Annotated in this window: 21 protein-coding genes, 1 tRNA gene and 2 pseudogenes; 9 read left to right on the top strand and 15 right to left on the bottom strand. The window is 69.9% G+C overall.

Annotated elements, in window-relative coordinates; translation table 11 throughout:
* Positions 1-10: 10 nt before the first annotated feature.
* Both OG782_RS15100 and OG782_RS15095 read right to left on the bottom strand, forming a co-directional pair.
* Positions 11-343, bottom strand: a pseudogene (locus OG782_RS15100) (GNAT family N-acetyltransferase); the annotation flags it as partial.
* Between the two features lie 697 nt (positions 344-1,040).
* Positions 1,041-3,263 (bottom strand): MMPL family transporter, encoded by a 2,223-nt coding sequence (locus OG782_RS15095; RefSeq protein ID WP_406451168.1) that lies wholly within the window; start codon positions 3,261-3,263, stop codon positions 1,041-1,043.
* 462 nt (positions 3,264-3,725) lie between these two features.
* Here OG782_RS15095 and OG782_RS15090 point away from each other — a divergent pair, with 462 nt between their 5' ends.
* Complete coding sequence (locus tag OG782_RS15090; RefSeq protein WP_406451166.1) at positions 3,726-4,967, top strand: sensor histidine kinase; 1,242 nt, start codon at positions 3,726-3,728, stop codon at positions 4,965-4,967.
* 8 nt (positions 4,968-4,975) lie between these two features.
* Here OG782_RS15090 and OG782_RS15085 read toward each other — a convergent pair whose 3' ends face one another.
* The 5 genes from OG782_RS15085 to OG782_RS15065 all read right to left on the bottom strand — a co-directional run bounded on the left by OG782_RS15085 (position 4,976) and on the right by OG782_RS15065 (position 8,242).
* Complete coding sequence (locus OG782_RS15085) at positions 4,976-5,650, bottom strand: response regulator (RefSeq protein ID WP_406451164.1); 675 nt, start codon at positions 5,648-5,650, stop codon at positions 4,976-4,978.
* A 169-nt stretch (positions 5,651-5,819) separates the two neighbouring features.
* Positions 5,820-5,990 carry a hypothetical protein gene (locus OG782_RS15080; protein WP_406451162.1) on the bottom strand — a complete coding sequence of 57 codons (171 nt, stop codon included), beginning with the start codon at positions 5,988-5,990 and terminating at the stop codon, positions 5,820-5,822.
* Positions 5,991-6,018: 28 nt separating this feature from the next.
* Complete coding sequence (locus OG782_RS15075) at positions 6,019-6,267, bottom strand: hypothetical protein (protein WP_406451160.1); 249 nt, start codon at positions 6,265-6,267, stop codon at positions 6,019-6,021.
* 58 nt (positions 6,268-6,325) lie between these two features.
* Positions 6,326-6,793: an ArsI/CadI family heavy metal resistance metalloenzyme gene (locus OG782_RS15070; protein WP_406451158.1), complete on the bottom strand. Its 468-nt coding sequence runs from the start codon at positions 6,791-6,793 to the stop codon at positions 6,326-6,328.
* A 57-nt stretch (positions 6,794-6,850) separates the two neighbouring features.
* Positions 6,851-8,242 carry an NAD(P)-binding domain-containing protein gene (locus tag OG782_RS15065; RefSeq protein ID WP_406451156.1) on the bottom strand — a complete coding sequence of 464 codons (1,392 nt, stop codon included), beginning with the start codon at positions 8,240-8,242 and terminating at the stop codon, positions 6,851-6,853.
* A 51-nt stretch (positions 8,243-8,293) separates the two neighbouring features.
* Here OG782_RS15065 and OG782_RS15060 point away from each other — a divergent pair, with 51 nt between their 5' ends.
* Positions 8,294-8,659 (top strand): helix-turn-helix transcriptional regulator, encoded by a 366-nt coding sequence (locus tag OG782_RS15060; protein WP_219572913.1) that lies wholly within the window; start codon positions 8,294-8,296, stop codon positions 8,657-8,659.
* A gap of 232 nt (positions 8,660-8,891) precedes the next feature.
* Positions 8,892-9,179 (top strand): annotated as a pseudogene (locus tag OG782_RS15055) (GNAT family N-acetyltransferase); the annotation flags it as partial.
* Between the two features lie 90 nt (positions 9,180-9,269).
* On the opposite strand, the gene OG782_RS15050 reads toward OG782_RS15055, so the two are convergent.
* Positions 9,270-9,515 (bottom strand): hypothetical protein, encoded by a 246-nt coding sequence (locus tag OG782_RS15050; protein ID WP_406451154.1) that lies wholly within the window; start codon positions 9,513-9,515, stop codon positions 9,270-9,272.
* A 45-nt stretch (positions 9,516-9,560) separates the two neighbouring features.
* On the opposite strand from OG782_RS15050, the gene OG782_RS15045 reads away from it, so the two are divergent.
* Complete coding sequence (locus OG782_RS15045; protein WP_406451152.1) at positions 9,561-9,998, top strand: NUDIX domain-containing protein; 438 nt, start codon at positions 9,561-9,563, stop codon at positions 9,996-9,998.
* Positions 9,999-12,534: 2,536 nt separating this feature from the next.
* On the opposite strand, the gene OG782_RS15040 is transcribed toward OG782_RS15045, so the two are convergent.
* Positions 12,535-12,607, bottom strand: a tRNA-Arg gene (locus tag OG782_RS15040).
* A 270-nt stretch (positions 12,608-12,877) separates the two neighbouring features.
* Positions 12,878-13,594, bottom strand: a complete 717-nt coding sequence (locus tag OG782_RS15035) for an IclR family transcriptional regulator (RefSeq protein ID WP_406451150.1) — start codon at positions 13,592-13,594, stop codon at positions 12,878-12,880.
* Between the two features lie 527 nt (positions 13,595-14,121).
* Between OG782_RS15035 and OG782_RS15030 the strand changes: the two genes are divergently transcribed.
* Positions 14,122-15,858 (top strand): class I adenylate-forming enzyme family protein, encoded by a 1,737-nt coding sequence (locus OG782_RS15030; protein ID WP_406459083.1) that lies wholly within the window; start codon positions 14,122-14,124, stop codon positions 15,856-15,858.
* Here the strand turns inward: OG782_RS15030 and OG782_RS15025 are convergent.
* Complete coding sequence (locus OG782_RS15025) at positions 15,845-17,122, bottom strand: M6 family metalloprotease domain-containing protein (RefSeq protein WP_406451148.1); 1,278 nt, start codon at positions 17,120-17,122, stop codon at positions 15,845-15,847. The two genes, OG782_RS15030 and OG782_RS15025, sit on opposite strands and share 14 nt — an antisense overlap.
* Positions 17,123-17,453: 331 nt before the next feature.
* Here OG782_RS15025 and OG782_RS15020 point away from each other — a divergent pair, with 331 nt between their 5' ends.
* Positions 17,454-18,116 carry a TetR/AcrR family transcriptional regulator gene (locus OG782_RS15020; RefSeq protein WP_406451146.1) on the top strand — a complete coding sequence of 221 codons (663 nt, stop codon included), beginning with the start codon at positions 17,454-17,456 and terminating at the stop codon, positions 18,114-18,116.
* Positions 18,117-18,280: 164 nt separating this feature from the next.
* On the top strand, positions 18,281-19,807 hold the full coding sequence (locus OG782_RS15015) for an MFS transporter (protein WP_406451144.1): 1,527 nt from the start codon (positions 18,281-18,283) through the stop codon (positions 19,805-19,807).
* Between the two features lie 124 nt (positions 19,808-19,931).
* Here the strand turns inward: OG782_RS15015 and OG782_RS15010 are convergent, their stop codons facing one another.
* Positions 19,932-20,444 carry a MarR family winged helix-turn-helix transcriptional regulator gene (locus OG782_RS15010; RefSeq protein WP_406451142.1) on the bottom strand — a complete coding sequence of 171 codons (513 nt, stop codon included), beginning with the start codon at positions 20,442-20,444 and terminating at the stop codon, positions 19,932-19,934.
* Positions 20,445-20,578: 134 nt separating this feature from the next.
* On the opposite strand from OG782_RS15010, the gene OG782_RS15005 reads away from it, so the two are divergent.
* Positions 20,579-21,361 carry a dioxygenase gene (locus OG782_RS15005; protein WP_406451140.1) on the top strand — a complete coding sequence of 261 codons (783 nt, stop codon included), beginning with the start codon at positions 20,579-20,581 and terminating at the stop codon, positions 21,359-21,361.
* An 86-nt stretch (positions 21,362-21,447) separates the two neighbouring features.
* Here the strand turns inward: OG782_RS15005 and OG782_RS15000 are convergent, their stop codons facing one another.
* Together OG782_RS15000 and OG782_RS14995 are read right to left on the bottom strand one after the other, a co-directional pair.
* Positions 21,448-22,563 (bottom strand): questin oxidase family protein, encoded by a 1,116-nt coding sequence (locus OG782_RS15000; RefSeq protein WP_406451138.1) that lies wholly within the window; start codon positions 22,561-22,563, stop codon positions 21,448-21,450.
* Positions 22,564-22,633: 70 nt separating this feature from the next.
* The gene (locus OG782_RS14995) at positions 22,634-23,188 is read right to left on the bottom strand and encodes a GNAT family N-acetyltransferase (RefSeq protein ID WP_406451136.1); all 555 of its coding nucleotides are present in this window, start codon (positions 23,186-23,188) and stop codon (positions 22,634-22,636) included.
* Between the two features lie 148 nt (positions 23,189-23,336).
* On the opposite strand from OG782_RS14995, the gene OG782_RS14990 reads away from it, so the two are divergent.
* Entirely contained in the window at positions 23,337-24,335 is a 999-nt protein-coding gene (locus tag OG782_RS14990) for an RNA polymerase sigma factor RpoD/SigA (protein ID WP_406451134.1), read from the top strand.
* A gap of 167 nt (positions 24,336-24,502) precedes the next feature.
* Here the strand turns inward: OG782_RS14990 and OG782_RS14985 are convergent, their stop codons facing one another.
* On the bottom strand, positions 24,503-25,465 hold the full coding sequence (locus OG782_RS14985) for a helix-turn-helix transcriptional regulator (RefSeq protein WP_406451132.1): 963 nt from the start codon (positions 25,463-25,465) through the stop codon (positions 24,503-24,505).
* Between the last annotated feature and the right edge of the window lie 10 nt (positions 25,466-25,475).

The following is a 25,475-nucleotide window of genomic DNA, read 5'->3' as shown; positions in this document are numbered from 1 at the left end:
GCCACATCCGTCAGCGGATCGCGCGGATCCTCACGATGAGTACGGGCGAGGCCAGTGACGGCCGGCTCCGGCCGATGCCCTCGTACCTCCACGGTTTGTAGAGCGCGTGGACCATTCCGTCCCCAGCGGCTGAGTTGACCATGAGCGTGACGTACGGCTCGTCGCGTGTGGCGAGGAGGGCGTCATGGATACGCTGGGCGGTGCGGTCTTGCGCCAGGCCGGCCGCCGATCTCCGTCAGGGCCATGGCCGTTCGGCGGTGTACTTCTCCGCCGGCGCGGGACTCGTGCGCTGCCGGTAGCGGTCACCGTGCTGGATGGGGTTGCCGTAGGCGTAGCCGACAATCTCGCTCTCCAGAAACCACTGCAACCACGAGTCGTCGTCGGTTCTCTCATTCACTTGCAACGAGCTTGTCAGCGTAGGTGCGAAATTCCTCCGGCTGGCACCCTGGGCCGGAAAGCACTCGTCCCAGGTGTCATACGCCGGCTCGCATGCTTCGAGCTCGGATGACCGGTACAGGAGGGTCGCCTCGACATCTGGGCGTTGCCGGAAGACCCGACGTGCCCCGAGCGCGCGTGACCGCCAAGGAGAGCGGGCCTGGAGCGGGCGCCCGGAGCCCGGCGAGGCCGATGAGTCCGTGCCGGATGACGCTGATCCGTGGAGGCGGATTGGGGAAGGCGACTCCCCGTCCGCTCACGCAAACGGCCACGGACGAGAAGTCCGAGGCCGAGCTAGACCCCTCCCTGGGGGAGAAACCCCAGTTCGGAGCGGTAATGCACTGTGCCCCCGGCAGGATTCGAACCTGTGACACCCGCTTCAGGCGTGGGATCGGATCTCTGCCGGGTGGTGCCCGAGCCTGCCGTGTGGTGCCGTCCTGCCTGGCCGGCACCACATGGCTTCGTACTCGAGCCTGTTCGTTGACACCTTGTGCCGGACCGTCCGCTCACGCATCGCGCACGCGTCAAGGGAGTGTGGGCTCGCTGGATGGGCACGGCCGAGCGGACTTCCAGGCCTTTCGCCGAGCAGCGAACCTGGGGTGGGGTCAGTACTGGCTGGTGTACTGCGGCGTCGTGTCCTTGGCCTGACGCACTTCGTCCGGTGCGTGCCGGGCGAGCTTCTCGCCTTCGATGTCGACGTTGGGCAGGATGCGGTCGATCCAGACGGGCAGGGACCACGCGTGCCGGCCGAGGAGTGCCAGGGCGGCGGGCACGATGGTCATGCGGACGACGAAGGCGTCGAAGGCCACGGCGATCGCGAGGCCGAAGCCGAGCGACTTAATCATGGCGTCGTCGCCTCCGACGAAGCCGGCGAACACGGAGATCATGATGAGGGCTGCGGCCGTGACGACCTTCGAGCTGTGCTTGAAACCGGTCTCGATTGCGGTGCGGGCGCCGGCCCCGTGGACGTACGCCTCACGCATGCGGGTCACCAGGAACACCTGGTAGTCCATTGCGAGACCGAACACGATGCCCACCATGAGAATCGGCATGAGGCTCATGATCGGGCCGGTCTGTTCGAGGCCGACCAGGTCCTTGAGCCAGCCCCACTGGAAGACGGCGACGAGCGCACCGAGCGCGGCCAGGACCGACAGGAGGAAGCCGAGCGCTGCCTTCACGGGGACCATGAGGGAGCGGAAGACCAGGATCAGCACGAGGATCGCCAGGCCGACGACGAGCGCCAGATAGGGAAAGATCGCCGCGCTGAACTTGTCGGAGATGTCGATGTTCATTGCGGTGGAGCCGGTCACCATGGACCGGGCGCCGGTGGACGACTCGGTGCCGGCGGCCAGCGAACGGATGTCGCCGACGAGTTCCTTGGTGGCGTCGCTGCTCGGCCCGCTCTTGGGAATCACCGTGATGATGGCGGTGTCACCGGCCTTGTTGAAGGCGGCGGGTGACACGGACGCCACGTCCGGGAGACCGGCGACGGCCTTGCCCATACCGGCGGCGGTGCTGCGGGCGATGTCGGGGCTCGGGTCGTCGACGGTCAGGGTCAGAGGGCCGTTGAAGCCGGGGCCGAAGGAGTCGGCCAGGATGTCGTACGCCTTGCGCTGTGTGGAGGATGCGGGCCTGGAGCCGTCGTCCGGCAGTCCGAGCTTGAGCTGCGTGGCGGGCAGCGCGACGACGCCGAGCGCGACGACCGCGAACACGAGGACCTTGACCGGCCTGCGCAGGACGAAGGCGATCCAGCGGTTGCCGATCGTCGCCCGGGGAGCCGCGGCCGGTGCCGGAGTGCGTGCGGACTTCTTACGGGCTTTGCCCAGGACCCGCTCCCCGGCGAACCCCAGCAGCGCCGGCACCAGGGTGACGGCCACGAGCACGGAGACGACGACAGCTCCGGCGGCGGCCAGGCCCATGGCGGTGAGCATGGGCAGGTTGACCACGGCCAGGCCGGCGAGGGCGATGACGACGGTCACGCCGGCGAAGACGACGGCTGAACCAGCGGTGCCGTTGGCCCGCGCCGCGGCTTCCTTCGCGTGGTACCCGTCCGCCCGTTCCGAGCGGTAGCGGGAGACGATGAACAGCGCGTAGTCGATTCCGACGGCGATACCGAGCATCGACGCGAGCGCCGAGGTGTTGCTGTTGAGATCGAAGATCGCGCTCACCGCAGTGATGGCCGTGGTGCTGACACCGACGCCCACGAGCGCGGTGATCAGCGGGAGACCGGCGGCGATGAGGGACCCGAAGGTCATGACCATGATGACGGCGGCGAGGGCGAAGCCGATGGCCTCCGCGGAGTGGCCTCCCTCCGGGGCCGCGAGCGCGTCACCGGATGCCTCGACCGTCAGCCCTTCGTCCCGGCCCGTGGCCAGTGCGTCGTCGATGCCGGTGTGGTCGGCGTCGGTCAGGTCCGCCGCGGCAGCGGTGTAGTTGACCTGGGCGTAGGCGGTGGTGCCGTCCGCGCTGACCGCCTTCGTGACGAAGGGGTCGCTGACCTGGCCGATGCGGGACGAGGAGTTCCTGAGGTCCGTCAGGATCGCTTCGGCCGCCGCCTTGTTCGCGGCACTGCTGATCCTCTGACCGTCGGGGGCCCGCAGCACGACGCGAGCGGACGCGCCTTCGGCGTTGGCGGCCGGGAACTTCTCCCCGAGGAGGTCGAAGGCGCGCTGGGACTCCGTACCGGGCAGGGTGAAGCTCGAATCGGCCGAACCGGAGGTGCCGGCCGCGCCGGCGCCGACGGCGCCCAGGACGACGGCCCACAGGAGGACGACCAGCCAGCGCCGCCGGAAGGCGAACCGGCCGATCCTGTGCAGGAAAGTTGCCATAAGGGTGTGACTCCGTAGGGAAGGAAGGTGCTCGGTCGGCGGACATACGCGGCTTGAACGGTGCGTCGCTCCTCGCTCAGCACTTCCGTTCCTGGGCCGGGGTGAGGGGTGCCGCAGCGCCCGCCCGGTGCGGGCTGCGGGCGCTGCGGCACGTGCCGGCCGCCGTCCCCACAGGGCGCGGCACGCCGTCCGGTCACATCACCGCGTGCGACGGTCCCGGACCCGAGCGGCGCGCCGCGTCCACCTGACCGGCCCGGCCGCAGCGCCGCCGGCCATGTACGCCGTCGGCACTGACGGCGCTGATACCGGCGGTCGGCCTCGGGGGAAGGACCGGCCGCCGGTGAATCCATGGTTTCCTGCGAAGACGCCCTGCGATGTCGGCCGTAGGTACTGTTCCGGCGCGGGCCTGTCGGTCATTCGGCCGACACGGCTACCGGGATCCGTACACCTACGCTGACCAGCGTGGACCTGGACCTTCCGTTTACTCCTGCCGTCAAACGCCTCATCACCGTCTGCGCGCTGCTCGCGCTCGCCCTGACGGTGTTCGCGGACGTCGCTCTGCTGTCCATGGCGCCCGACCCGTGGCACCCCGCCACGAACTGGCTGCCCGTCCTGGTGACGGGCCCGCTCCTGATCCTCGCCGTGGGCGACACACGCTTCTCGCCGCCGCTGCTGCCACGCATCTGGATGGTGGTGGCGATGTCACTGACGCTGAGCGGCATCTGCGTCGCGGTCCCCCAGACCGGGTCCTCCGTGGGCGCACTGGAAATCGCGGGCCTGCTGGGTCTGCTTCTCCGCACCGCCGCACGCACCGCGCGCCCGAAGGCGGCCGCCGCATCGGCCGCCGCCCTGAGCGTGACCGTCCTGGTCCTGCCCTTCCGCACCGGCTCGTGGGCGAGCATCGTGGCGGGCGTCTACATGCTGACCGTGCTACTCGCCATCGTCATCACACTCGGCTGCGCCCTCCGCGCCATGGAAGCGCGGCGGCGCAGGGCCATCACCGACGTACGCCAGGCGGAACGCCTCGCGCTCGCCCGCGACCTGCACGACCTGATCGCCCATCACATGACCGGAATCATCGTCCAGGCCCACGCGGCAACGGCCGTCTACCCCACCGCACCCGACAAGGTCGAGCCGATCCTGCGGAACATCGCGCAGGCCGGCACCGAGACACTGGAATCCATGCGCCGCCTGGTCCGCGTGCTGAGGGAGGACAACCACACCGCGGTGCGCCCGGGCGACCTGCTCAGCGAGCTCGCCGAGCTGACCGCGAGCTACTCGACGCCCGCGGCTGCCGGCCTCGCACCCGCCACTGCGCGCCTCGAAGCCACCGCGGCTGCGCGTACCGCCCACATCAGCCCCGAAGTGGAGATCTCCGCCTACCGCGTGGCCCAGGAAGCACTCACCAATGTGCGCAGGCACGCCCCCGGCGCCCAGGTCGACGTCCGCCTCGACGCCGACAGCACCTGGCTGCAGCTCAGCATCACCGACACCGGAGGCCCCCAACGCGCCGCTGTGCCGGCCGGCGGTCAGGGCGGCTTCGGCCTCATCGGCCTGCGCGAACGGGTCGAAGCACTCGACGGAGCACTCCACACCGGCCCTCTGCCCAACGGCGGTTGGGAAGTGAAAGCCACCTTCCGACTGCGTGCCCCGTCCCCGGCCCAGGACACCCCCGCACCCGCCGACCCCCCGCCCGCGGCCTGACGGGCAGCTCATCGGGCCGGCCGCACCGCGCCGTGCTCCCACGCCCACGCCGCGATCTCCACCCGGTTGCGGGCCTCGACCTTGGCCTGGATCCGCCCCAGATACGTCTTGACGGTCGACAACGACAGGAACAGCTGGTCGCAGATCTCCTGGTTGGTGCGGCCCACGGCGATCAGCCGCACGATGTCCAACTCCCGCACGCTCAGCCCGAACGCCTCCACCCCGGCCGGCGCCGTACTCAACTCGGCCTGCTCCAGCCTCTTCAGTAGCCGCACCGTCACCGCCGGGGACACCAGCGCATCCCCCCGGGCGGCGGCATGCACCGCCTCTACGAGCAAGGCCGGCGTGGCGTCCTTCAGCAGGAACCCGCACGCGCCGTTACGCAGAGCGGTACGCACGTAGTCGTCCTGGTCGAACGTCGTGATCACCACGACGTTCAACGGATCAGCCACCCCCGGGCCGGCCAGCTGCCGGGTCACCTCCAACCCGTCCAGCCGCGGCATCCGGATGTCGGCCAGCACTACCTGCGGGCGCAGCCGGCGCGCCAGCTCCACGCACTCCACGCCGTCTGCCGCTTCCCCGACCACCTCGATGCCCGGCTGTGCGTCAAGGATCATGCGGAAACCTGCACGCACCAGCTCCTGATCGTCGGCAACGACAACGTCAATACTCATTCCGGGCATGCGCCAGTTCGTATCACAGCGACCGCACCGCCCCACGTGCGGTCCTCCCCTGTCTCAGCCCGAGAGGGATTGGCCCGCCGGCCCTGCGGCGGTCCACTCCCGCGGGCAGGAAAGAGGCCCTCGCCGCGGCGAAGCGACGGGGGCTCGCCTCTTGCTGTCGCTGGTCCGGTCAGGCCATCACCGCACGGGCGGACCGCCAGGCGATCGCCCCGGACAGGCCGGTGACCTCCAGGGCTCCGTCCCCTGTCAGCCGGAGACGTTTGCCGCGCCCGTCGATGCCCAGGCTCCACACCCGCTGTCCCTCGGCGTCGTCGATGGTGAGGTCGCCGTCCATCTGCATGACGCACATTCCAGGAGACCCGCGCTGCCTACGGGACGACCACCGCGGAGTACGTTCGCCGTCCTGGTAACAGGACCAGATTCCCGTCGGTCTCGTAGACGAGCCGGTACCGGCCGTCCCCCGAGCTGATCGAGTCGCCGCTGCGGAGTGTGTCCCCGGGATGCATGTGGTCGTCCTGGGCCGTGGGGTTCTCGGTGTCGTAGATGTAGCCCAGGCTTCGGTGGTCGAGCACCGCGCCCACCCACGCGCGGATCAGCGCCTGGATGGACACCCCCATGCCTGCTTTCGGCGAGCGAATCCTTCCAGAGTCGCGGCCCCGCGGGCGTCGAGGGTGGTCACGGGCAGCAGCCACCGGCCCCGGTCGGCGCGGGTGGGCCTGCTTCGGCGACGGCCGGAGCCGCGTAGGTGGTGTTGTTCTTCTGCTTGGCCAGGGAGTCGGCGTCTGCCTTGACGACGTAGACCTCCCACGGTTCCTGGCCGGGGCCGTGGACCCAGACCTTGTCCTGGAGGGCGTAGCAGCAGGTGGTGTCGGTCTCGACGTCGGTCGCCAGCCCTTCGTCCTGGAGGCGGGTGGTAGCGGCGTGGACTGCTTCGGTGGTGTCGACCTCGACGCCGAGGTGGTCCATGCGGGTCTCTGCGTCCGGTGCGCCCTGGACGAGGACGAGTTTGAGCGGCGGTTCGGCGATGGTGAAGTTGGCGTACCCGTCGCGCAGTTTCGCCGGTTCGGTGGCGAAGAGCTTGCTGTAGAAGGCGATTGAGGCTTGGAGGTCGGGGACGCGTAGGGCGAGCTGCACTCGTGACATGACGTTCCTCCTGACTCGTGCGGACGCGCCCGGCCGAAGGCAGCCGGGCGCGGTGTTTCAGGACCCGCAGCAACCGCCGGACGAGCCGTCCTCGGTGACCGCCAGCGGCAGGGAGAGGCCGGTGCCGATCTGTACGAGGGCGGGTGCGGCCGGAGCGCAGCAGCCGCCCTCGTCGCCCTGTCCGGCGGCGGGGTCGTCGAAGAGGCCGGCGCCGCCGCAGACCCCGGTCTCGGGGAGGGTGAGTTCGACGCGGTCGGCGGCTTCGGTGTCGCCGGCGAGTGCGGCGGCGACGGAGCGGACCTGCTCGCAGCCGGTCATGGCGAGGAAGGTGGGGGCGCGTCCGTAGGACTTCATGCCGACCAGGTAGACGCCCTGCTCGGGGTGGGACAGCTCGCGGTGGCCGTGCGGGTAGACGGTGCCGCAGGAGTGCTGGTTCGGGTCGATGAGGGGTGCGAGCTCCACCGGTGCCTGGAGGCGTTCGTCCAGGGCGAGGCGGAGCTCCGACAGGAACGACAGGTCGGGGCGCAGGCCCGTCAGGACGATGACCTCGTCCACCGGGTCCATGCGCCGGCCGTCCTCACCGACGAGGACCAGCCGGCCGTCGGCGGCGGGTTCGACGGCCTCGGTGCGGAAGCCGGTGACGGCGTATCCGTCGTCGACGGCGGCCTTGGCGGCCAGGCCCAGGGCGCCCCGTGCGGGGAGCTGGTCGGCGCTTCCGCCACCGAAGGTGGAGCCGCTGATGCCGCGGCGCAGGATCCACACGGAGTGGGTGCCGGGCTCATCCTTCGCTACGCCGGCGAGCGCGGCGAGAGCGGTGAAGGCGGAGGCCCCGGAGCCGATGACGGCGGTGCGCCTTCCGGCGTACCGGGCGCGGACGGCGGGGTCCTTGAGGTGGGGGACGCGGTACGAGATGCGGGCGGAGGCGGCGTGTTCGCCGAGGGCGGGCAGTCCGTCGGCGCTGATCGGGGCGGGGGTGGACCAGGTGCCGGACGCGTCGATCACGGCGCGGCCCAGGATTCGTTCCTCGGTGCCGTCGGCGCGTGTGATGCGGATGGTGAAGGGCTGCTGCTCGCGGTCGGCGTCGACGATCCGGTCGCGGCCGAGGCGGGAGACGCCGGTGACGGTGGCGTCGTAGCGGACCTTGTCGCCGAGGGCGTCGGCGAGGGGCTGGAGGTAGTGCTCGGCCCAGTCCCCGCCGGTGGGATACGTGTCTGCCTCGGGCCGAGCCCATCCAGTGGGTGCCAGGAGCTTCTCGGCGGCCGGGTCGGTCAGCTCGCTCCAGGTCGAGAACAGCCGCACGTGCGACCAGCCGCGCACCGCGGTGGCGGCGGTGGGTCCGGTCTCCAGGACCAGTGGCTCGATGCCGCGCTCGACGAGGTGCGCGGCGGCCGCCAGCCCGGCGGGGCCGGCGCCGATGACGACGACCGGAAGGTCTGCAGTGGTGGTCATGATCTATATTGAAAGGTTGCCACTGGTATCGATGAGTGTCAACATAGACATATGTCGAATTCACGGATGGTGGAGTTGCCGGTGCTGGATGCCGGAACGGTGGTGCCGTGCTGCCCGCCGATCACCGCGGGGGAGTTGTCGCAGGACGACGCGGAGAAGATGGCCGCGATGTTCAAGGCGCTGTCCGACCCGGTGCGGCTGCGGCTGTTCTCCAAGGTCGCCTCGCATGCAGGTGGCGAGGCGTGCGTGTGCGACATCTCTGACGTCGGGGTCTCCCAGCCGACCGTCTCCCACCACCTGAAGAAGCTGCGCGAGGCGGGCCTGCTGACCTCGGAACGGCGCGGGACCTGGGTGTACTACAAGGTCGCCCCGCCCGTCGTGGCAGCCATGTCCGCCATGCTCGACCTGCGCACCTGACCTCCGGTTCGCGCCCGCGGACCAGCCGGCGGAGCCGGGCGGACAGCAGCGTGCCAGGTATGCCTGGAGCGCGGAGACGCGCTCGGTCGTCGTGGCGCCGTCGGCCCGGTAGTAGACCTGTTTCCCTTCCTTGCGGGAGATCACCAGGCCGCCGCGGCGCAGCAGGCTCAGGTGCTCCGAGGCGGTCGACGGCTTCAGTGTGCAGCGGTCGGCGATCCTCACCCCCGATGCTGCCGTGGTCGGCTGGATCGCCGTCTCGGCTGTCTCTGCCCGCGCCGCATACGCCGGCGTGGTCGAGCGTTCCGTCTACGTGCACCCGGACGCCCGCGGGCAGGGTATTGCTCGCGCTCTGCTGCACGCATTGATCGCGTCCACGGAGGCGGCCGGGATCTGGACCATCCAGTCGGGGATCTTTCCCGAGAACGCGGCCAGTCTCGCCTTGCACCAGCAAGCTGGGTTCCGCGTCATCGGGACATGGGAACGCGTCGGCCGGCTCCATGGCGTATGGCGGGATGTGTAACTGATCGAACGCCGCAGCCATCAAGTCAGTTGAGCCGCCCCAGTCGCGCCGCAATCGAGTCCGTTGCCGGAGGCGCCGGCTCGGATGCCCTCAGCGGCTGAGGAGTTCAGCGCTCTCTGCGGTGGCGTCGCGGGCCGGGCGGCCGACGCCGATGAGGGTGGCGGAGGCGGGGCCGGTCCAGTCGCCGTGGCCGAGCAGGTGCAGGCGCGGTTCCCCGGCCGCCCGCGTGCCGGCGAGGCCGACGATGATCAGGCCCGTGCGGTACTCGGGCAGGTCCGGCAGGAAGATCCACGCCAGGGCGAACATGACGGCGGGCCCGACGATCCAGTTGGGCAATCAGTCCACGTCGAAGACCGTCAACAAGCAAGGAGACAGAACCGAATGATCGAACGAGTCCGAGCCATCCTCGTCACCGAGCACGACACGATGCTGGTCATCCGCCGCACCAAGCCCGGAGTTCCCGTGTACTGGGTGCTTCCCGGTGGAGGTGTCGAAGCCGAAGACGAATCCCGGGAGGCTGCCCTTCACCGGGAGATCCACGAGGAGATCGCAGGGAAGGCGGACATCGTCCGCCTCCTGCACACGATGGAGTCCGACGACGAGCGTCAGCTGTTCTACCTCACCCGCATTGCGACCTGGTCCTTCGATGACCGCACCGGGCCGGAGTTCAGTGCCCAGGGCCGGGGCGAATACGCACTGGAGGAGGTCCCGCTGACCGTGGAGGGGATCGACGGCATCGATCTCAAGCCCGAGGAGATCGCCCACGTCCTCCGAGGTGCCCTCGGTGACGGAACTCTCTCAGGTGTTGCTACGGCCTGAGAGACGAAACGTGAGCATGCCACCGGGGCCAGCGCTGCGCATGCGGGCCTCGGTGGCATCACGGTGTCGTGACCGCGTGGTCAGGTAGGTGATGAGCGCGCGGGCGTGGGGGCTGAGTCCGTCGGGATTCTCTTGCGCGTGCGGAGGCTCAGCGTGTACGGCGCTGTTGAGTGGGGCGGACGGCTCGGGCCGGGGACGGTGTCTCGGTCGCAATGGGTTGGGTGTGCTGCGGGAGGTCGGCGAGGCGGATCAGGAGCCATGCCCGTGGCTGGGTTGCGCCACGGCCACTTCAATACAGCGAAGTTAAGACAGAAATTGATCACCCAAGCAGTGGATGAACAAAGGTCACGGTATGAGTGACCTCTCCACTCTCCGACACCTCCTCAGAGAACACGAACCTACCGTGCATGCTGCTGTCCACTACCGGCGAAGAAGGGAAGTCTTCCACCCTTGACCCTCGATCGAATCCAGGGGCCTTCTGGGTAGCGTTTTCATCAATCACCGCGCCGAGGTCCAGGGAGGGGGCACTGTCGACCCAGGTCTCAGTCCACCCTCCTTGAGGGAAGTCTCTCGGATCTCCATAGCGTAGGTGCTGGCGCATCGACTCCAATACGCAATCCTCGACAGTGCGAGCAGCCTCCCGATTCGGAACGAGGCACCGATTGATCAGGACACCGCCCCGAGAGACGTGGGCAGCGACGCGGTCATACACCCTCGGCTCGCTATGCGTGATTCCGACCTTGATCAGCCCTAGGGGTAGAAAATGGATCAGATATACCCAGTGAGGGAGATCCGGGTCGATCCCCTCTGCGCACTGCAAGCAAGGAGGGGCGCCAGCAGTGAGTGCACAGATGGAGACCTTCCTGCTCGCACCACAGTCGGGCTCAGCACAGTGCGCAGAGACTGGATCCGATAGCTTCGCATACCCGTCGTGCTCTCGAATCAATCCGAACTTGCCATAGAACTCGTTTTGCCAACCAGCGAACTTTGAAGTGAAGCATGCATAGCAATGCGTCCATGGCTTACTCGAACTCGAAAGTATGTGGACGGCGTTGAAGGTGTTCGGGGCAGCACAGAGTACGCACACGACATCGATCGACTCCCAAACTTCCCCAATACGGCTGACCATTTGACTCTCTGGAAGCGTCCTCCCAGACCCATCTAGCATCTCAAAACCTGCTTCGCGGACCATTCGGGCCACCTCGCTCTGGTCCATCAGCCAGTGCTCTGGGTCCCGCGCCAGACCGTCCTCATAAATGCGGCGACCGACGCACCAGTTGCAGAGTTCAATACTTCGCGACTGGATCTCCTTGTACGGAATCGCCCCGGGCCTGCCACAGGTCTGGCACCGGTAGTTCCTCGGGGCCCCAGGAGATACAAACGTCCCCTCTGGATCTACCTTGAGTGCACGGTAGATCGCATCGATACACTCAACACAGCGTCCTGGCTTGCCTTTGCGATTGGCGCTCTCATTCTTGCCACACCTGGAACAGGGTCGGACTGCCATGGGCCCCCTTCGGCACGATTGCCTCTACGAGGCTACGGGCGGGCACTGACAACGGGCCGGGGTAGCCAACCTCACCTCTCAGCGATCCCTTCACCGCGCGCGGTCAGCTCACAGAGGGCATCGCGGACGGATGACCTTGTCGGTGGACTACCGCCCCGGACCCACCCGAGCCTCCCGACGCCTACGCACACCAGGCCATCTGACGTGCCTTTTTCATGATTCACGGGGCCCAGTGGGCGCGAGGTAGCCCCGGACAACCGCAGCACTCGTAGCAGCAGGAGTCCTCCGGGGCGGCGGGCGGGGCGCTCTGGTTGGACGCCGCGGGCGTGGCCGCAGTCCGGGTGGGTGCAGGGGAGTGGTGCTGGTCGGACGGAAGCTGGCCGGTGGAAGAGTGGACCGTTGAGAACTTCAGGTCGCTCATCACCACGGATTTGCCGTCGATCCAGCGCGTTGCGGCCATGCTGGACCTCTTCGCCGCTGAGCCGGAGCGCGCGTACAGCACCACCGCCCTAGTTGAGCGCTCAACCTCGACCGCGGTCAGATCAAGGGCGCCCTGGCTGCCTTCACGCGGCACCTGCACGCGCCCTACGGGCGCGGCAACTGGCCGATGAGGTTCGAGTGGGCCACCGACCCCGACTCCACCTACGCGGCTGAGGCGTTTTACCGTCTCGACAAGGCGAACGCCGCTCGCTGGCAGGAAGCACGCGCCACAGCGTAGTGCGCGCGACGGGGCGGGGCCTGGTTCAGGGCGGCCCACTCCGCCGAGACGACCGCTGTAGCCCGGCTCGTACCGCGAGCCCGCGCCACCTCCGAAAACGCCGCCCCCGAAGCGGAGGCCGAGCCCGACGACACGGAGGATCCCGGCCTGGAGTGCGTGCCGGATGACGCTGATCCATTGGGCGATATTCGGGAGACCAACTCTCCGTCCGCTCACGCGCCGCTCACGCAAACGGCCCCGGACGGGAAGTCCGAGGCCGAACAGGGCGCCTCCCTGGAGAGGAAACCCCAGGTCAGCGGCGTAATGCGCTGTGCCCCCGGCAGGATTCGAACCTGCGACACCCGCTTTAGGAGAGCGGTGCTCTATCCCCTGAGCTACGAAGGCAAGGCCGGGGCTTGTACGGAACGTCGTCTGGATCCGGGATGCAGATCCTCGGCGACGTTCACAAGCCCGCTGGTCGGAAGCGGTACAGCGGCTGCCGCGATGGTGACTGGGCAGACTGCGGGACGTACCAACGACCGACCAGGGACAGCGTAGCGGATCCGCCATGGGGAAGGGGTTCTGCATGGGGTTGGTGGTGGCAGGGGTGGTTCGTGCGGCGCTGGCCTGCGGGTTTCGTGGGGCGGGGTGAAGACGGGGGCGGAGTCGGGGTGTTCATTCGGTGACGGTGAACGCGAACGAGGTCAGGGTCCGCTCCATGCGGGCCTTGAGTTCCTGGGCCGTGCTGTGCAGGCGGTGGGACTCGCTTCGGGGCAGGGAGATCGCGATGGCCGAGGGGACCGCGCCGATGGTGACGGGTACGGCGGCGCAGACCGTGTCCCGTTCGTACTCGCCGTTCTCGAGCACCGGTTCGCCCCTGCGTATGCGGGCCAGCCGGCTGAGTACGGTCTCCGGTTCCGTCAACGTGTTCCGGGTCAGCGGGACGGGTGGATAGCGGTCCAGGTGGTCCCGGCGGGATGCCTCGTCGAGCTGGGCCAGCAGGCACAGGCCCACGGCGTGGGAGTGGGCGGACTCGCTGAAGGGTGCCCACTCCTGGATGCCCGCGTGCGAGGGGCCGTCCACGGCGTGGGTGAGCCGGACCTCGCCGTCCACGTAGAGCGCGTAGTAGACGGCGGCGTCCAGGTCCCGGGACAGTGTGGTCAGCCAGCCCGCGGTGTTGGCGTGGCGGGGGGCGGCGGGGGTGAGACCGAGGGTCGCCTCGCCCGGTGAGTACCGGCCCCGGTCCCGTTGCAGATAGCCCTCGTGCACGAGGGTGCGCAACAGGTGGTACGTCGTGCTCAGGGGCAGTTCGGCGCGGCGGGCCAGCTGCTTCGCTGTCGTCCCGTGCGGATGCTCCGCCGCCGCCTCCATGAGCCGAAGGGCCCGTTGCACGGATCCGATCAGCGTGGGGGCTGGGGAGGAGTGAGCGTTGGGCGGCAGGGACACGGATGCTCCAGGACGTTGAATGGTGATGGAGTTGTGTTGTGACTCCGCGTCCATGGACACCTGCGGACCTCCGGGCGTACGCCCCGGGTGTGCGTCTTGCGACCATCAGTCACCCCGGGGGCATTTTCCCCTGGACCGGACCTTTGGTGTGCAGCGGGCTATACCGGGGGCCCGATTCCGGCCCTCGGGAGCCGGAATCGGCGCGGTCTGCCGGGCTCTTGACGAGCGGCGGGGGCGGGCATAGCGTCGCGAAAGCCCTGAGCAAGCGCTTAGAAAGGTCGTTCGTGCCGCACACCGACCCGACCCCGAGCCCGCCCCCGATCCCGGCCGTACCCATTCCCGGGTGCGGGGCCGCCCCCGAGCCCTCCGCCGGGAGAGCCGATCCCGCAGCCCCGACGGATCCCGGGGCCGAGGCAACCGCCGAAGCGGCCGCCGATGCCGCTGCCGAAGCCGCCGCCGATGCCGCTGCCCGGGTGGAGGCGGCGCTGACCGGCCCCGGTGGCCCGTTCGCCGTCGTGCGGGCCGAGGACGGGCCGCAGGCGGGTTCGCTCGTCTACGCGGACGGGCCCAGGACCCTGCGTGAGTTCGTCGAGACCACCTGGGCGTTCGGCGACCGGCCGTTCCTGGTCGCGGCGGAACGCAGCTGGACGTACGGCGAGTTCTTCGCGGCCGCCTCCGCGCTGGCGTGCAGGCTGAGCGAGACGTACGGGCTCCGCCCCGGGGATCGGGCCGTGGTCGCGATGCGCAACCACCCGGAGTGGCAGATCGCGTTCTGGGCCGCCCAGCTCGCCGGGCTGATCGCCGTCCCGCTCAACGCCTGGTGGACCGAGGACGAGTTCACGTACGCGCTCGACGACTGTGAACCCCGGGTGCTCCTGGTCGACGGGGAGCGGCTGCCACGCGTCGCGGCCTGGGCCCGGAACGCCGGGGCGCGCGTGATGGTCTTCTGCGACGAGGCCCGCGGTGAGGACTCCGCCGAGGGGCGTGGCGAGGGGCACGGTGAGGGGCATGGCCAGGGGGCGTCCGAGGGGCGGGTCGAGTGGTACGAGGATCTGCCGGTCCCCGACCCGCTCGCCGCGCCGCCCGAGGTCGAGATCCGGCCGGAGGACGACGCGACGATCATCTACACCTCCGGCACCACCGGGCGCCCCAAGGGTGCCGTCGCCACGCATCTCGCCCAGGCGGGCGCCGCACGCAACCCGGGGTTCCATGCGGCCGCCTCCGCGCTCGGCCGGGGGATCATCCCGGGGATGGGGCCCGCGCCGGTCACGCTGCTGACGTTCCCGTTCTTCCATGTCGCCGCGTTCACCAGCTTCTACGCCTCGATGACGGCGGGCGGCACCCTCGTCCTGATGCACAAGTGGGACACCCGGGAGGCGCTGCGGCTGATCCGCGAGCACGGCGTCACGCACTACGCCGGAGTGCCGGCCACCGCGCTCCAGCTGCTCGCCGAGGCCGGCCGGGCGGGAGACGGGCTGGAGAGCCTCCAGATGCTCAACACGGGCGGGGCGGCCGCTCCGCCCGACCTGGTCGCGCAGCTGACCGCCCGCTACGGGGAGCGGATCGAGCCGCGCAACGGCTACGGGCTCACCGAGACCAGCGGCGGTGTCCTGGCGAATTTCGGCGCGGGCTACCGGCTGCACCCGGACAGTGTCGGCCGGCCGTGCCCCAGCACCGAGGTGCGGATCGCCGGTCCGGCGGGCGAGGCGCTGCCCGAGGGGGAGACCGGTGAGCTGTGGCTCCGCGGGCAGGCGCTGGTCCGGGGCTACTGGCGGGACGAGGCCGCGACCGCGCAGGCGTTCTCCGGCGGCTGGTTCCGTACCGGAGACCTGGCGGTGATGCGGGAAGGGCGGGTCAATGTCGTCGACCGGATCAAGGACTTGGTGATCCGCGGCGGCGAGAACGTGTACTGCGTCGAGGTCGAGTCCGTGCTGCACGACCACCCGGACGTCGAGGACGCGGCGGTTCTGGGCGTCGCCCACCCCGTGCTGGGCGAGGAGGTCGCCGCCGTCGTCCGGCTGCGGCCCGGCGCCGCCGCCACGGCCGAGGAGCTCCGTGCGCACGTGGGGCGGAGCCTGGCCGCGTTCAAGGTCCCCGCCCATGTGCTGGTGTCCGGCGAGCCGCTGCCCCGCAACGCCACCGGGAAGATCCTCAAGCGCGAGCTGCGGGGACCGGTGGAGCGTGAGGTGCGGGGCGTCACGGGCGGGTGATCTGCACGCGGTAGTTCCCCTTGGCGTCCTTGTCGATCACCGAGATGCGTATCCCGTTGGCCCGGTCGGTGAAGGTCTGACCGGGCTGGAACGGGGCGTCGGAGAGCTCGGCGTGCACATTGGGCAGCCGGGTGCAGCCGCTGCTGTCCTTGGTGCTGTCCGCGACGGACACGGGGCCCTGGCCGGTGTCGACGTCCGAGCTGACCTTGTAGATCAGTACCCCGGGTCGGCAGACCTCCTGGTCGTTGCCCGCCTGGGTCCGTACCTCCACCGCGTAGCCGGACTCGGCGGTCAGCGGTACGAACGCGAGCTTCGTACCGCCGTGCGTGGCCAGCGGCTCGAGGATGTGGTCGCTGGTGCCGGGCCGGGAGGCGCAGCTGATCTGGCTGTTGTCGAGCCATCCGAGCTTCCACTTGTGCCAGCCCAGCAGGTCGTTGTTGGCTCCCCAGTCCTCCGACATGATGTCCCAGTGCCCGACCGAGCCGCCGCCCTCCATCGTGTAGAGGTCGGGCAGGCCGAAGACATGGCCGTTCTCGTGCGGCAGGACGCGGTATCCGGTCTGGGCGAACGAGCCGGAACCGTCGTCCTGGCGGCTGTACACGAACGACGTGTTGGACAGCGGTACGCCGTCCGCGTACGGGGCGTCGCTGTTGCCCGAGAAGGTCACGGACAGCACGGTGTCCAGCGCGGAGGGCCCGGCGTTCGGTGTGACCAGGATGTTGACCAGGTCGTACGCGCTGAAGTCCACCTTCGGGTCGGCGGCGGCGACGATGTCCTGGACGAGGTGGCGGTAGCCCGGTTCGTACGGTGAGCCGCGCTCGATTCCGTACCCCGAGAACGGCAGCGGCATCCGCAGCCAGGACTTCACCGGCGCTTCGGGTACGTAGGTGAGCCGGCCGTAGGAGCTGGTGCGGAACCAGTCCGTGGTCTGCGGGAAGAACTCCGCGAGCCGGTCCATGGCGGGCTCCGTCCCCTGCGCGTCCGGGAAGTCGACCATCAGGTTGAGGGCGTGGATCTGGCCGGTGGAACGCGAGTAGCCCGGCAGCGTCGGCATGCCCTCCGACATCTGTACGCCCATGGTGGCCGATATCCGGCACGGGCCGAGCCCGGCTGCCGTGGTGGTGGCCACCGGGCCCGCGGAGGCCCGGCTGGGCAGGGGGAGTGTGCTGCTGGCCGAGGCCAGTGCCGCGATGACCAGGGCTGTTGCGGAGCCGAGGGCTACCGGGTGGCGGTGCTTGCGTATCCGGTGGCGGGGCTGCTGCATAGAGGCGCCTTCGGGGCCGCGGCAGCCGGCCGACCCCTGACTGCGCTCTGCCGATCAGCCTGTGGCGGGTGGTGCGGTGCCGCGCGTTGGGTGCGCCGATCGGTGGGTTTTTCCCGATCTCCGAGTGGTGTGACGCGGGTCACGTCGAGGTGGGAAATAACCGGGGATCCTTTCCCCGTTTGCATCGGTGTCCCCGCGAAACGGGGAAGCGGTCCCCGGTTACGGGGAGGGGTCAGCCGGAAACGAAGGCCTTGAAGACCGGGACCGGAAGACCGGGAGACCGGGACCGGAAACGCAGGACCGGAAACGCAGGAAGAGAAGGAGTGCCGTCGTGGACACCGTCGCCCGCACCGCCACCGGAGCGGCGCAGCCGCGTACGCCCCGCCCGCGGGCCGACGCGCTGCGCAACCGGGAGCGGATCGTGACGGCCGCGCGCGAGATGTTCGTCGAGTTCGGGCCGGATGTGCCGCTCGACGAGGTCGCCCGCCGCGCAGGTGTCGGCAACGCCACCCTCTACCGGAACTTCCCCGACCGGGCCGCACTGACCCATGAGGTCGTCCTCGCGGTCACCTCCCGCACCACCGACCGCGCCGAGGAGGCCTCCAGCGAAGAGGCGGACCCCTTCGACGCACTGAGCCGCTTCGTGCACGCGGCGGCCGACGAACGGATCGGGGCCCTGTGCCCGATGCTGTCCGGCGGCTTCGACAAGGACCACCCCGAACTGCTCGCCGAGCGCCGGCGCCTCGAAGAGGCCGTCGAAGGGCTCGTCGCGCGCGCCATGTCCGCAGGGCGCCTGCGTACCGACATCGCCGTCGGTGACGTACTGGTCGCCCTCTCCCAGCTCACCCGGCCGCTGCCCGGCATCGCCTGCCTGGACATCGACCGGTTCACCCACCGCCACCTGCAGTTGTTCCTGGACGGACTCGAGGCCCCGGCCCGGTCCGTGCTCCCCGGAACTGCGGCGACCTTGGAGGACCTGCGGCGCCGGACCTGACCCTCGCGCCGGGCCCCTGAACGGGGCTGCCCGGCCGCGCGTCCGCCACGCCCCGACCGCCCTTTGCCCCTGACCAGAGCCCAGCCTTCGCTTTCGCCCCGCCTCACCGAATCCCACGGTTCACGACCTCGCGCGCCCTCGCGCGTCCTTAGGTGGCTACTCCCATGTCAAAAACAGCTGATATCCGACTCCCGGACCCCAGTCGCTGGAAGGCGCTGGCGTTCATCGCGCTCGCGCAGTTGATGGTCGTGCTCGATGCCACGATCGTGAACATCGCGCTGCCGCACGCCCAGACGGCCCTCGGCATCTCGGATGCCAACAAGCAGTGGGTCATCACGGCCTACGCCCTCGCCTTCGGCGGACTGCTGCTCTTCGGAGGGCGGATCGCCGACCTCTGGGGCCGCAAGCGCACCTTCGTCGTGGGTCTGATCGGCTTCGCGCTGGCCTCCGCGCTCGGCGGCGCCGCGCAGAACCAGGGCATGCTGTTCGGCTCCCGCGCCCTCCAGGGCGTGTTCGGCGCGCTGCTGGCGCCGGCGGCCCTGTCGCTGCTCGCGGTGATGTTCACCGATGCCAAGGAGCGCGCCAAGGCGTTCGGCATCTACGGTGCGATCGCCGGTGGCGGTGGCGCCGTCGGTCTGATCCTCGGCGGATTCCTCACCCAGACGCTGAACTGGCGCTGGACGTTCTTCGTCAACATCCCGTTCGCGATCGTCGCCGCCGTCGGTGCGTACTTCGTGATCCGCGAGCCGTCCGGCAGCCGCAACCGTTCCTCGCTCGACATCCCGGGCGTCATCCTGTCCGCGCTGGGTCTCGTCTCGCTGGTGTACGGATTCACCCGCGCCGAGTCCAGCGGCTGGTCGGACCCGCTGACCATCGGTACGTTCGTCGCCTCCGCCGTGCTGCTGCTGGCCTTCGTGCTGACCGAGTCCAAGGTCAAGTCGCCGCTGCTCCCGCTGCGCGTCGTGATGGACCGCAACCGCGGTGGCGTCTACCTCTCGCTGGGCCTGGCCGTCATCGCGATGTTCGGCCTGTTCCTCTTCCTCACGTACTACCTCCAGGTCGTCAAGGGCTACTCGCCGATCAAGACGGGCTTCGCCTTCATGCCGATGATCGTCGGCATGATCACCGGTTCGACGCAGATCGGTGCCCGGCTGATGACCCGGGTTCCGGCCCGGCTGCTGATGGGTCCCGGCTTCCTCACCGCTGGCGTCGGCATGCTGCTGCTCACGCAGCTGGAGATCGACTCGTCGTACGCGGCGGTCATCCTGCCGGGGCAGCTGCTGCTGGGTCTGGGCATGGGTACGGCGTTCATGCCGGCCATGTCGCTGGCCACGCACGGTATCGAGCCGCGTGACGCCGGTGTCGCCTCCGCGATGGTCAACACCTCGCAGCAGGTCGGCGGTGCGATCGGTACGGCCCTGCTGAACACGATCGCCGCCTCGGCCGCCACGGCGTACGCCACCTCGCACGCCGCGCTCGGCGCCACCGACCCGGAGCTGCTGAAGCTCCAGTCGATGGTGCACGGCTTCACCGGCGCCATCTGGTGGGCCGTCGGAATCCTGGTGGTGGCCGCCGCGATCGCGGTGACCTTCATCAACGCCGGCCGTCCGTCGACGGCCCCGGCGTCCGTCGGCTCCGGTGACGCCGATGGTGTCGAGGACGAGTTCAAGGTCCCGGTGGTCGCGCACTGAGCCCCTCGCGCGCGGTGTGCCGTGACGCGGTGTGAAGCGAACTCTGCCCCGGTTCCGTTCATCGGAACCGGGGCAGAGGTGCGTGCGGGGCGGGGGCGCGGTGCGGGGGAAGGATGCGGCGCGGTCAGCGGAGCCAGGGCAGGTCCGCGTCCGTGCCCTCCGGCTGCAGTCCGGCCGCCAGGACCTGCATGATCTCGCCCAGCGAGCGCACCTGCTCGGGGGTGAGCCGGTCGAACATGGCCTGGCGCACGGCCGTGACGTGGCCCGGGGCGGAGCGGCGGAGCATCTCGTGGCCCTCGTCGGTGAGGACCGCGTTCTGGCCGCGCTTGTCGGACGGGCAGTCCTCGCGGCGCACCCAGCCGCTCTTCTCCAGCCGGGCGACGGCGTGCGAGAGCCGGGACCGGGTGATCTTGGCGTCCTTGGCCAGCTCGGTCATCCGCTTCTGGCGGCGGGGCGCCTGGGAGAGCTGGACGAGCAGCCCGTAGTAGATGTGCGGCATGCCGGCATCGCCCTGCAACTGGCGGTCGAGGTGATCCTCCAGGAGCGTGGTGGCGTGGAGATACGCGCGCCAGACGCTCTGCTCTTCGTCGGTGAGCCAGCGCGGCGCACCGGTGGATGCCGTGGTCATGTACTCCACTGTACGACCTTTTCTTGAAAGTTTAACTAGATAGAGCTAAGGTCTCCGAAGGTAGGAACTTGAAGATTAAAGAATCGTTCCTTCTGAAGACTCAGTAGAACAATTACCTTGAGCAGCAGCGGATGGGGAGTGCCATGACTGTCACCGCGGAGCGCATGCCCGCTCTATATCTCTCGCACGGAGCCCCGCCGCTGGCCGACGATCCGCTCTGGCCCGGCGAGCTGGCCGCCTGGTCGGCCGGGCTGCCGCGCCCCACCGCCATCCTCATGGTCTCCGCCCACTGGGAGGAGGCCCCGCTCGCGCTCGGCGCCGTCGAGACGATCCCGCTGGTCTACGACTTCTGGGGTTTCCCCGAGCACTACTACCAGGTGCGGTACGCCGCCCCGGGCGCCCCGCAGCTCGCCGAGAGCGTACGCAAGCTGCTGCGCGGCGCCGGTACGCCGGTCCAGGACATCCCGGACCGGGGGCTCGACCACGGCGCGTACGTCCCGCTGGTGGAGATGTTCCCGGAGGCCGACATCCCGGTCCTGCAGATCTCCATGCCGACGCTGGACCCGCAGAAGCTGATGGACATCGGCCGCAAGCTCGCACCCCTGCGCGACGAGGGCGTCCTCATCGTCGGCAGCGGCTTCTTCACCCACAACCTGGCCGCGCTGCGGCATCAGGGCGGCGGCGTTCCCGGCTGGTCGGCGGAGTTCGACGACTGGGGGCACCGCGCCCTCCAGGCACAGGACGTCGACGCGCTGCTGGACTTCGAGCGAAAGTCCCCGGCCGGCCGCCTCGCCCACCCGCGGACCGAGCACTTCGCCCCGCTCTTCGTCACGCTCGGCGCCGCGGAGCAGGAGCTGGACCAGGGGCGCAGCGTGATCGACGGGTTCTGGATGGGGCTGGCCAAGCGCTCGGTGCAGTTCGGCTGAGGCGCGGGGCGGCAGTCCGTCGGTGAACTTCTCAGGGGCCTGTACGGCCCGGAACCGTTCGACCGGGTTCCGGGCCGTACGGAGTCTCAGAGCGCCGGAGGGTTCAGTTCGATTGAGCGGATTGCCGCGGTCAGTGCGGTGGCATCGCCGATGTCCAGCGCGGTGTCGGTGAACTTGATGGTGTGGTCGTCGCCGTGTGCGGCCGCCCGCGCGAAGACCTCCTCGGCGGACAGCCCGCCGGATACGGCCGCATGGGCGGCCGGCCCGGCGGGTGTGTACGCGGCGGTGACCGCCGCGCTCGCCGCCCATGCGGCCCCCAGGCTCGGCGCCCACAGTTCCCGGGGGAGGGCGGGCAGCGTGCGCAGTACGGCATTGGGCGCGGTGGCGGCGTGCACCAGCATGACCGGCTCGCCGTATCCGTACGTCGCATAGCGGTGGGTGGCGGCCCGCACGAGCTCCTGGAGCCGGGCGCGGGCGGTCTCGGGATCGGTCACGGGCTGCCCCGGCCACAGCGGGAAGCCCGTCAGCTGCCCCAGCCGGTCCCGGATGCCGCCGCTCGGGTCGGGGACCGGCGCCACGGCGTCCAGTGCGGCCGCGGCGCTCGGCGCCGGGGCGAGCAAGGACAGCGGGGGCAGCGGCTGATGGCGGGCCGCCCAGTAGCCGAGCGCGTGGGCGAGCTCCGCGATGCGCGGCGCGTTCTGCCCGGCGCTCAGCAGGGTGCGCACGCAGTGGCCGACCCGGATCACCGGGTGCGTGGCGCCGGCCGCGATGCCGGGGAGCAGCCGCGGCCACCACTCGGCGAGGACCTCGCGCCAGGGACGGCCGGCCGTCTCCCGCTCGAAGTACGCCGTCCAGTCGGCGATGCGGCGCGGGTCGCCCAGCGCCTCGCGCCAGTTCGCCGGGGTCACCTCGGCGAAACGGTCCGGCATGTCCTCGAGCTTGTTCCGGTAGTGGTCCAGCCATCGGTGCACACCCGGAGCCTGACCGTGGCGCACCAGCGCCTCGACGGCCATCGGGGCGTGATTGCTCAGCCAGCCGCCCCGTTCCGGGCCGAAGGAGTGGAGCCGTTCCAGTGCCTCGTCGAGCGTGCCGGAGGTGAGGGCGCCGGAGGTGTGGGTGCCTGTGGTGGGCGTGCCTGTGCTGAGGGTGCCGGAGGTGTCGGAAGCCGTACGTTCGGATGCGGTACGTGTCGTGTCGTCCATGCGGGATCACGCTAGGCACCGCACCGGCCCCGGGTATCGGGCTGTGGTCCCGGACCGGCCGGCGCCGGGACTAGGGCTGCGGTCCCAGGTGTTTCTCGTACCAGGCGACGTCCCAGTAACGGTCGAACTTCCGGCCGACCTCCTCGTACGTGCCGATGCGGTGGAAGCCGAAGCGCTCGTGCAGCCGGACCGAGGCCGGGTTGGGCTGGGTGATGCCGGCGTACGCCCGGTGCAGGTCCTCACCCGCGAGCGCGTCGAAGAGCGCCGTATAGAGGAGGGCGCCGATGCCGCGGCCGGTGGCGTCGGGGGAGCAGTAGACGCTGACCTCGACGGATGTGGAGTACGCCGCCTTGGGGCGGAACGCGCTGCTGGTGGCGTAGCCCAGGATCCGAGGGCCTGTCGCATCCGGTGCGTCGGCATGACGGACATCCTGGGCAACCAGGAGCCGGTGCGGGCCGTCTTCGGGGTGGGAGTGCAGCCAGGGCAGGCGCTCACGGGGAGTGAAGGGGGTCGTATCGAATGTGAGGGCCGTCTCACGTACGTAATGGTTGTAGATGTCCGTAAGGGCCTCCAGATCGCTCTCGGCACCGGCCCTGACCTGCGCTTCCGTGCCTGACTGTCGCATCCGGTCTCCTTTGGTGGCGCGACAGGGTACTGCATGTTCGCGAAATTGAATGCCAGGCATGGGAATTCTGTCCGGATTCCAGTCGTTGTTTCCATCGGATGCAGGGCACCCGAAAAGGTGTCGCGACCTACTCAGCAAGGGAGCACGCATGGCAACCCGTGCCGTCGCCCGTCGTTCGGCCGCCACCGGCGGGACCAACCGGGCGAGCAGCGTTCGCGCCGCGGGCGGAGAGATCGCCGATCGCGACCTGGTCGGCATGTACCTGGACGAGATCGCGCGGACGCCGCTGCTCGATGCCGCCAAGGAGGTCGAGCTGTCGCAGATCGTCGAATCGGGTGTTTTCGCGCAGCAGATCCTCGACGGTGCGGTGGAGAGCGAGGCCGGCGGTGCCTCGCGCGAGGAGCTGGAGGCGCTGGTCGCCGAGGGCGAGCGAGCCAAGGACGTGTTCATTCGTTCCAACCTCAGGCTGGTCGTCGCCGTCGCCCGCCGCTATCCGCGGGCCGGGCTGCCCCTGCTCGACCTGATCCAGGAGGGCAACGCGGGCCTGGTGCGCGCGGTCGAGAAGTTCGACTACGCGAAGGGCTTCAAGTTCTCCACGTATGCGACGTGGTGGATCCGGCAGGCCATCACCCGTTCCATAGCCGACCAGTCGCGCACGATCCGGCTCCCCGTCCACCTGGTGGAGGAGCTCGGCCGGATCCGTCGTGTGCAGCGCGAGTTCAACCGTGAGCACGGGCGCGACCCGGAGCACGCGGAGATCGCCGCGGAGCTGGACTCGACCCCGGGACGGGTCGGCGACGTGCTGGACTGGGCCCGCGACCCGGTCAGCCTGAACATGTCGGTGGACGACAACGGCGACACGCAGTTCGGCGACCTCCTGGAGGACACCTCCGCGGTCTCGCCCGAGCAGTCGGTGATGACGCTGCTGCGGAGCGAGGAGCTGGAGGACCTGATCGGCAAGCTCGATCACCGGACCGCGTCGATCATCCGAATGCGTTACGGCATCGAGGACGGCCGCGAGCGGACCCTGACCGAAGTGGGCAAGCAGCACGGGCTCACCCGGGAGCGGATCCGCCAGATCGAGAAGCACGCGCTGCTCGAACTGAAGCGAATGGCTCACGACACGGGCTTTGACGCTGCGGCGTGAGCCCGAGTCCAGTAACCTCCGAATTGGGCCGCTTCACACGGGCCCCCTGAGCTGAGTCCCGGCGCCCACCCCCCCCTGGCGCCGGGGCTCATCCCTTTTTCCGCAGTCCCAGGACCGCAGCCGCCCAGGTCCCGAATGGCCTGGTCAGGGTGTCGCCGCGGGCCTGATCAGGGCGTAGCCGCGCGGATGAGCCGGCCGCCCAGGTCGTTCAGATACGCCGCCAGCTGCGGCGGCCGGTGCGCGGTGAACTCGCAGTCCACCAGTGCCAGCCGCAGCGCCACCCACTCCAGCGAATCCGCCAGTACCGCGCGCAGCCGGCAGCTGTGCTCGCCCGTCGGCTCCAGCGGGCCGAGCGAGGCGGGCAGCCGCGAGGCGACGAACTCAGCCGGAGCCGCGAAGCTCACCTCGACCTCCAGCTCCGGCTGCCTGCGCGCCATGGAACTGCTGAGGAACTCCGCCGCATCGCCCGTCGGCAGCTCCCGGGCTGTGAACCGCGCCCCGGTCGCGAACGGCTCGCTCACCCGGTCGACCCGGAAGGTGCGCCAGTCCGCCCGTTCCAGGTCGTACGCCACGAGGTACCAGCGCCATCCCGTGCTCACCAGGCGGTACGGCTCGACCTGCCGCCTCGTCTCGGCCCCGTCCCCCGCGCGGTACGCGAAGCGCAGCCGCTCCCGGCCGGTGACCGCGGACGCCATCACGGTCAGCGTCTGCGGGTCGATGGTCGAACCGTCGCCACGGGTCAGCGGCACCGTCGCGTTCTGCAGGGTGGAGACCCGGTGGCGCAGCCGCGAGGGCAGCACCTGTTCCAGCTTGGCCAGTGCGCGTACGGAGGCCTCGTCGACGCCCTCGATGGCGTGACCGGCCCCGGCCCGCAGTCCCACCGCGATGGCCACCGCCTCCTCGTCGTCCAGGAGCAGGGGCGGCATGGCCGTGCCGGCCACCAGCCGGTAGCCGCCGACCGAGCCGCGTGACGCCTCGACGGGATAGCCCAGGTCGCGCAGGCGGTCGATGTCGCGGCGGATGGTGCGCGGGCTGACGTCGAGCCGGTCGGCGAGTTCACTGCCCGGCCACTCACGCGGCGTCTGGAGCAGTGACAGCAGATTCAGCAGTCGTGCCGGGGTGTCGGTCATGTCACCCAGG

This window comes from Streptomyces sp. NBC_00876, assembly GCF_045207435.1.
Taxonomy (GTDB): domain Bacteria; phylum Actinomycetota; class Actinomycetes; order Streptomycetales; family Streptomycetaceae; genus Streptomyces.
Note: the sequence above shows the minus strand (reverse complement) of the source record. Positions and strands in the feature narration are given on the sequence as shown.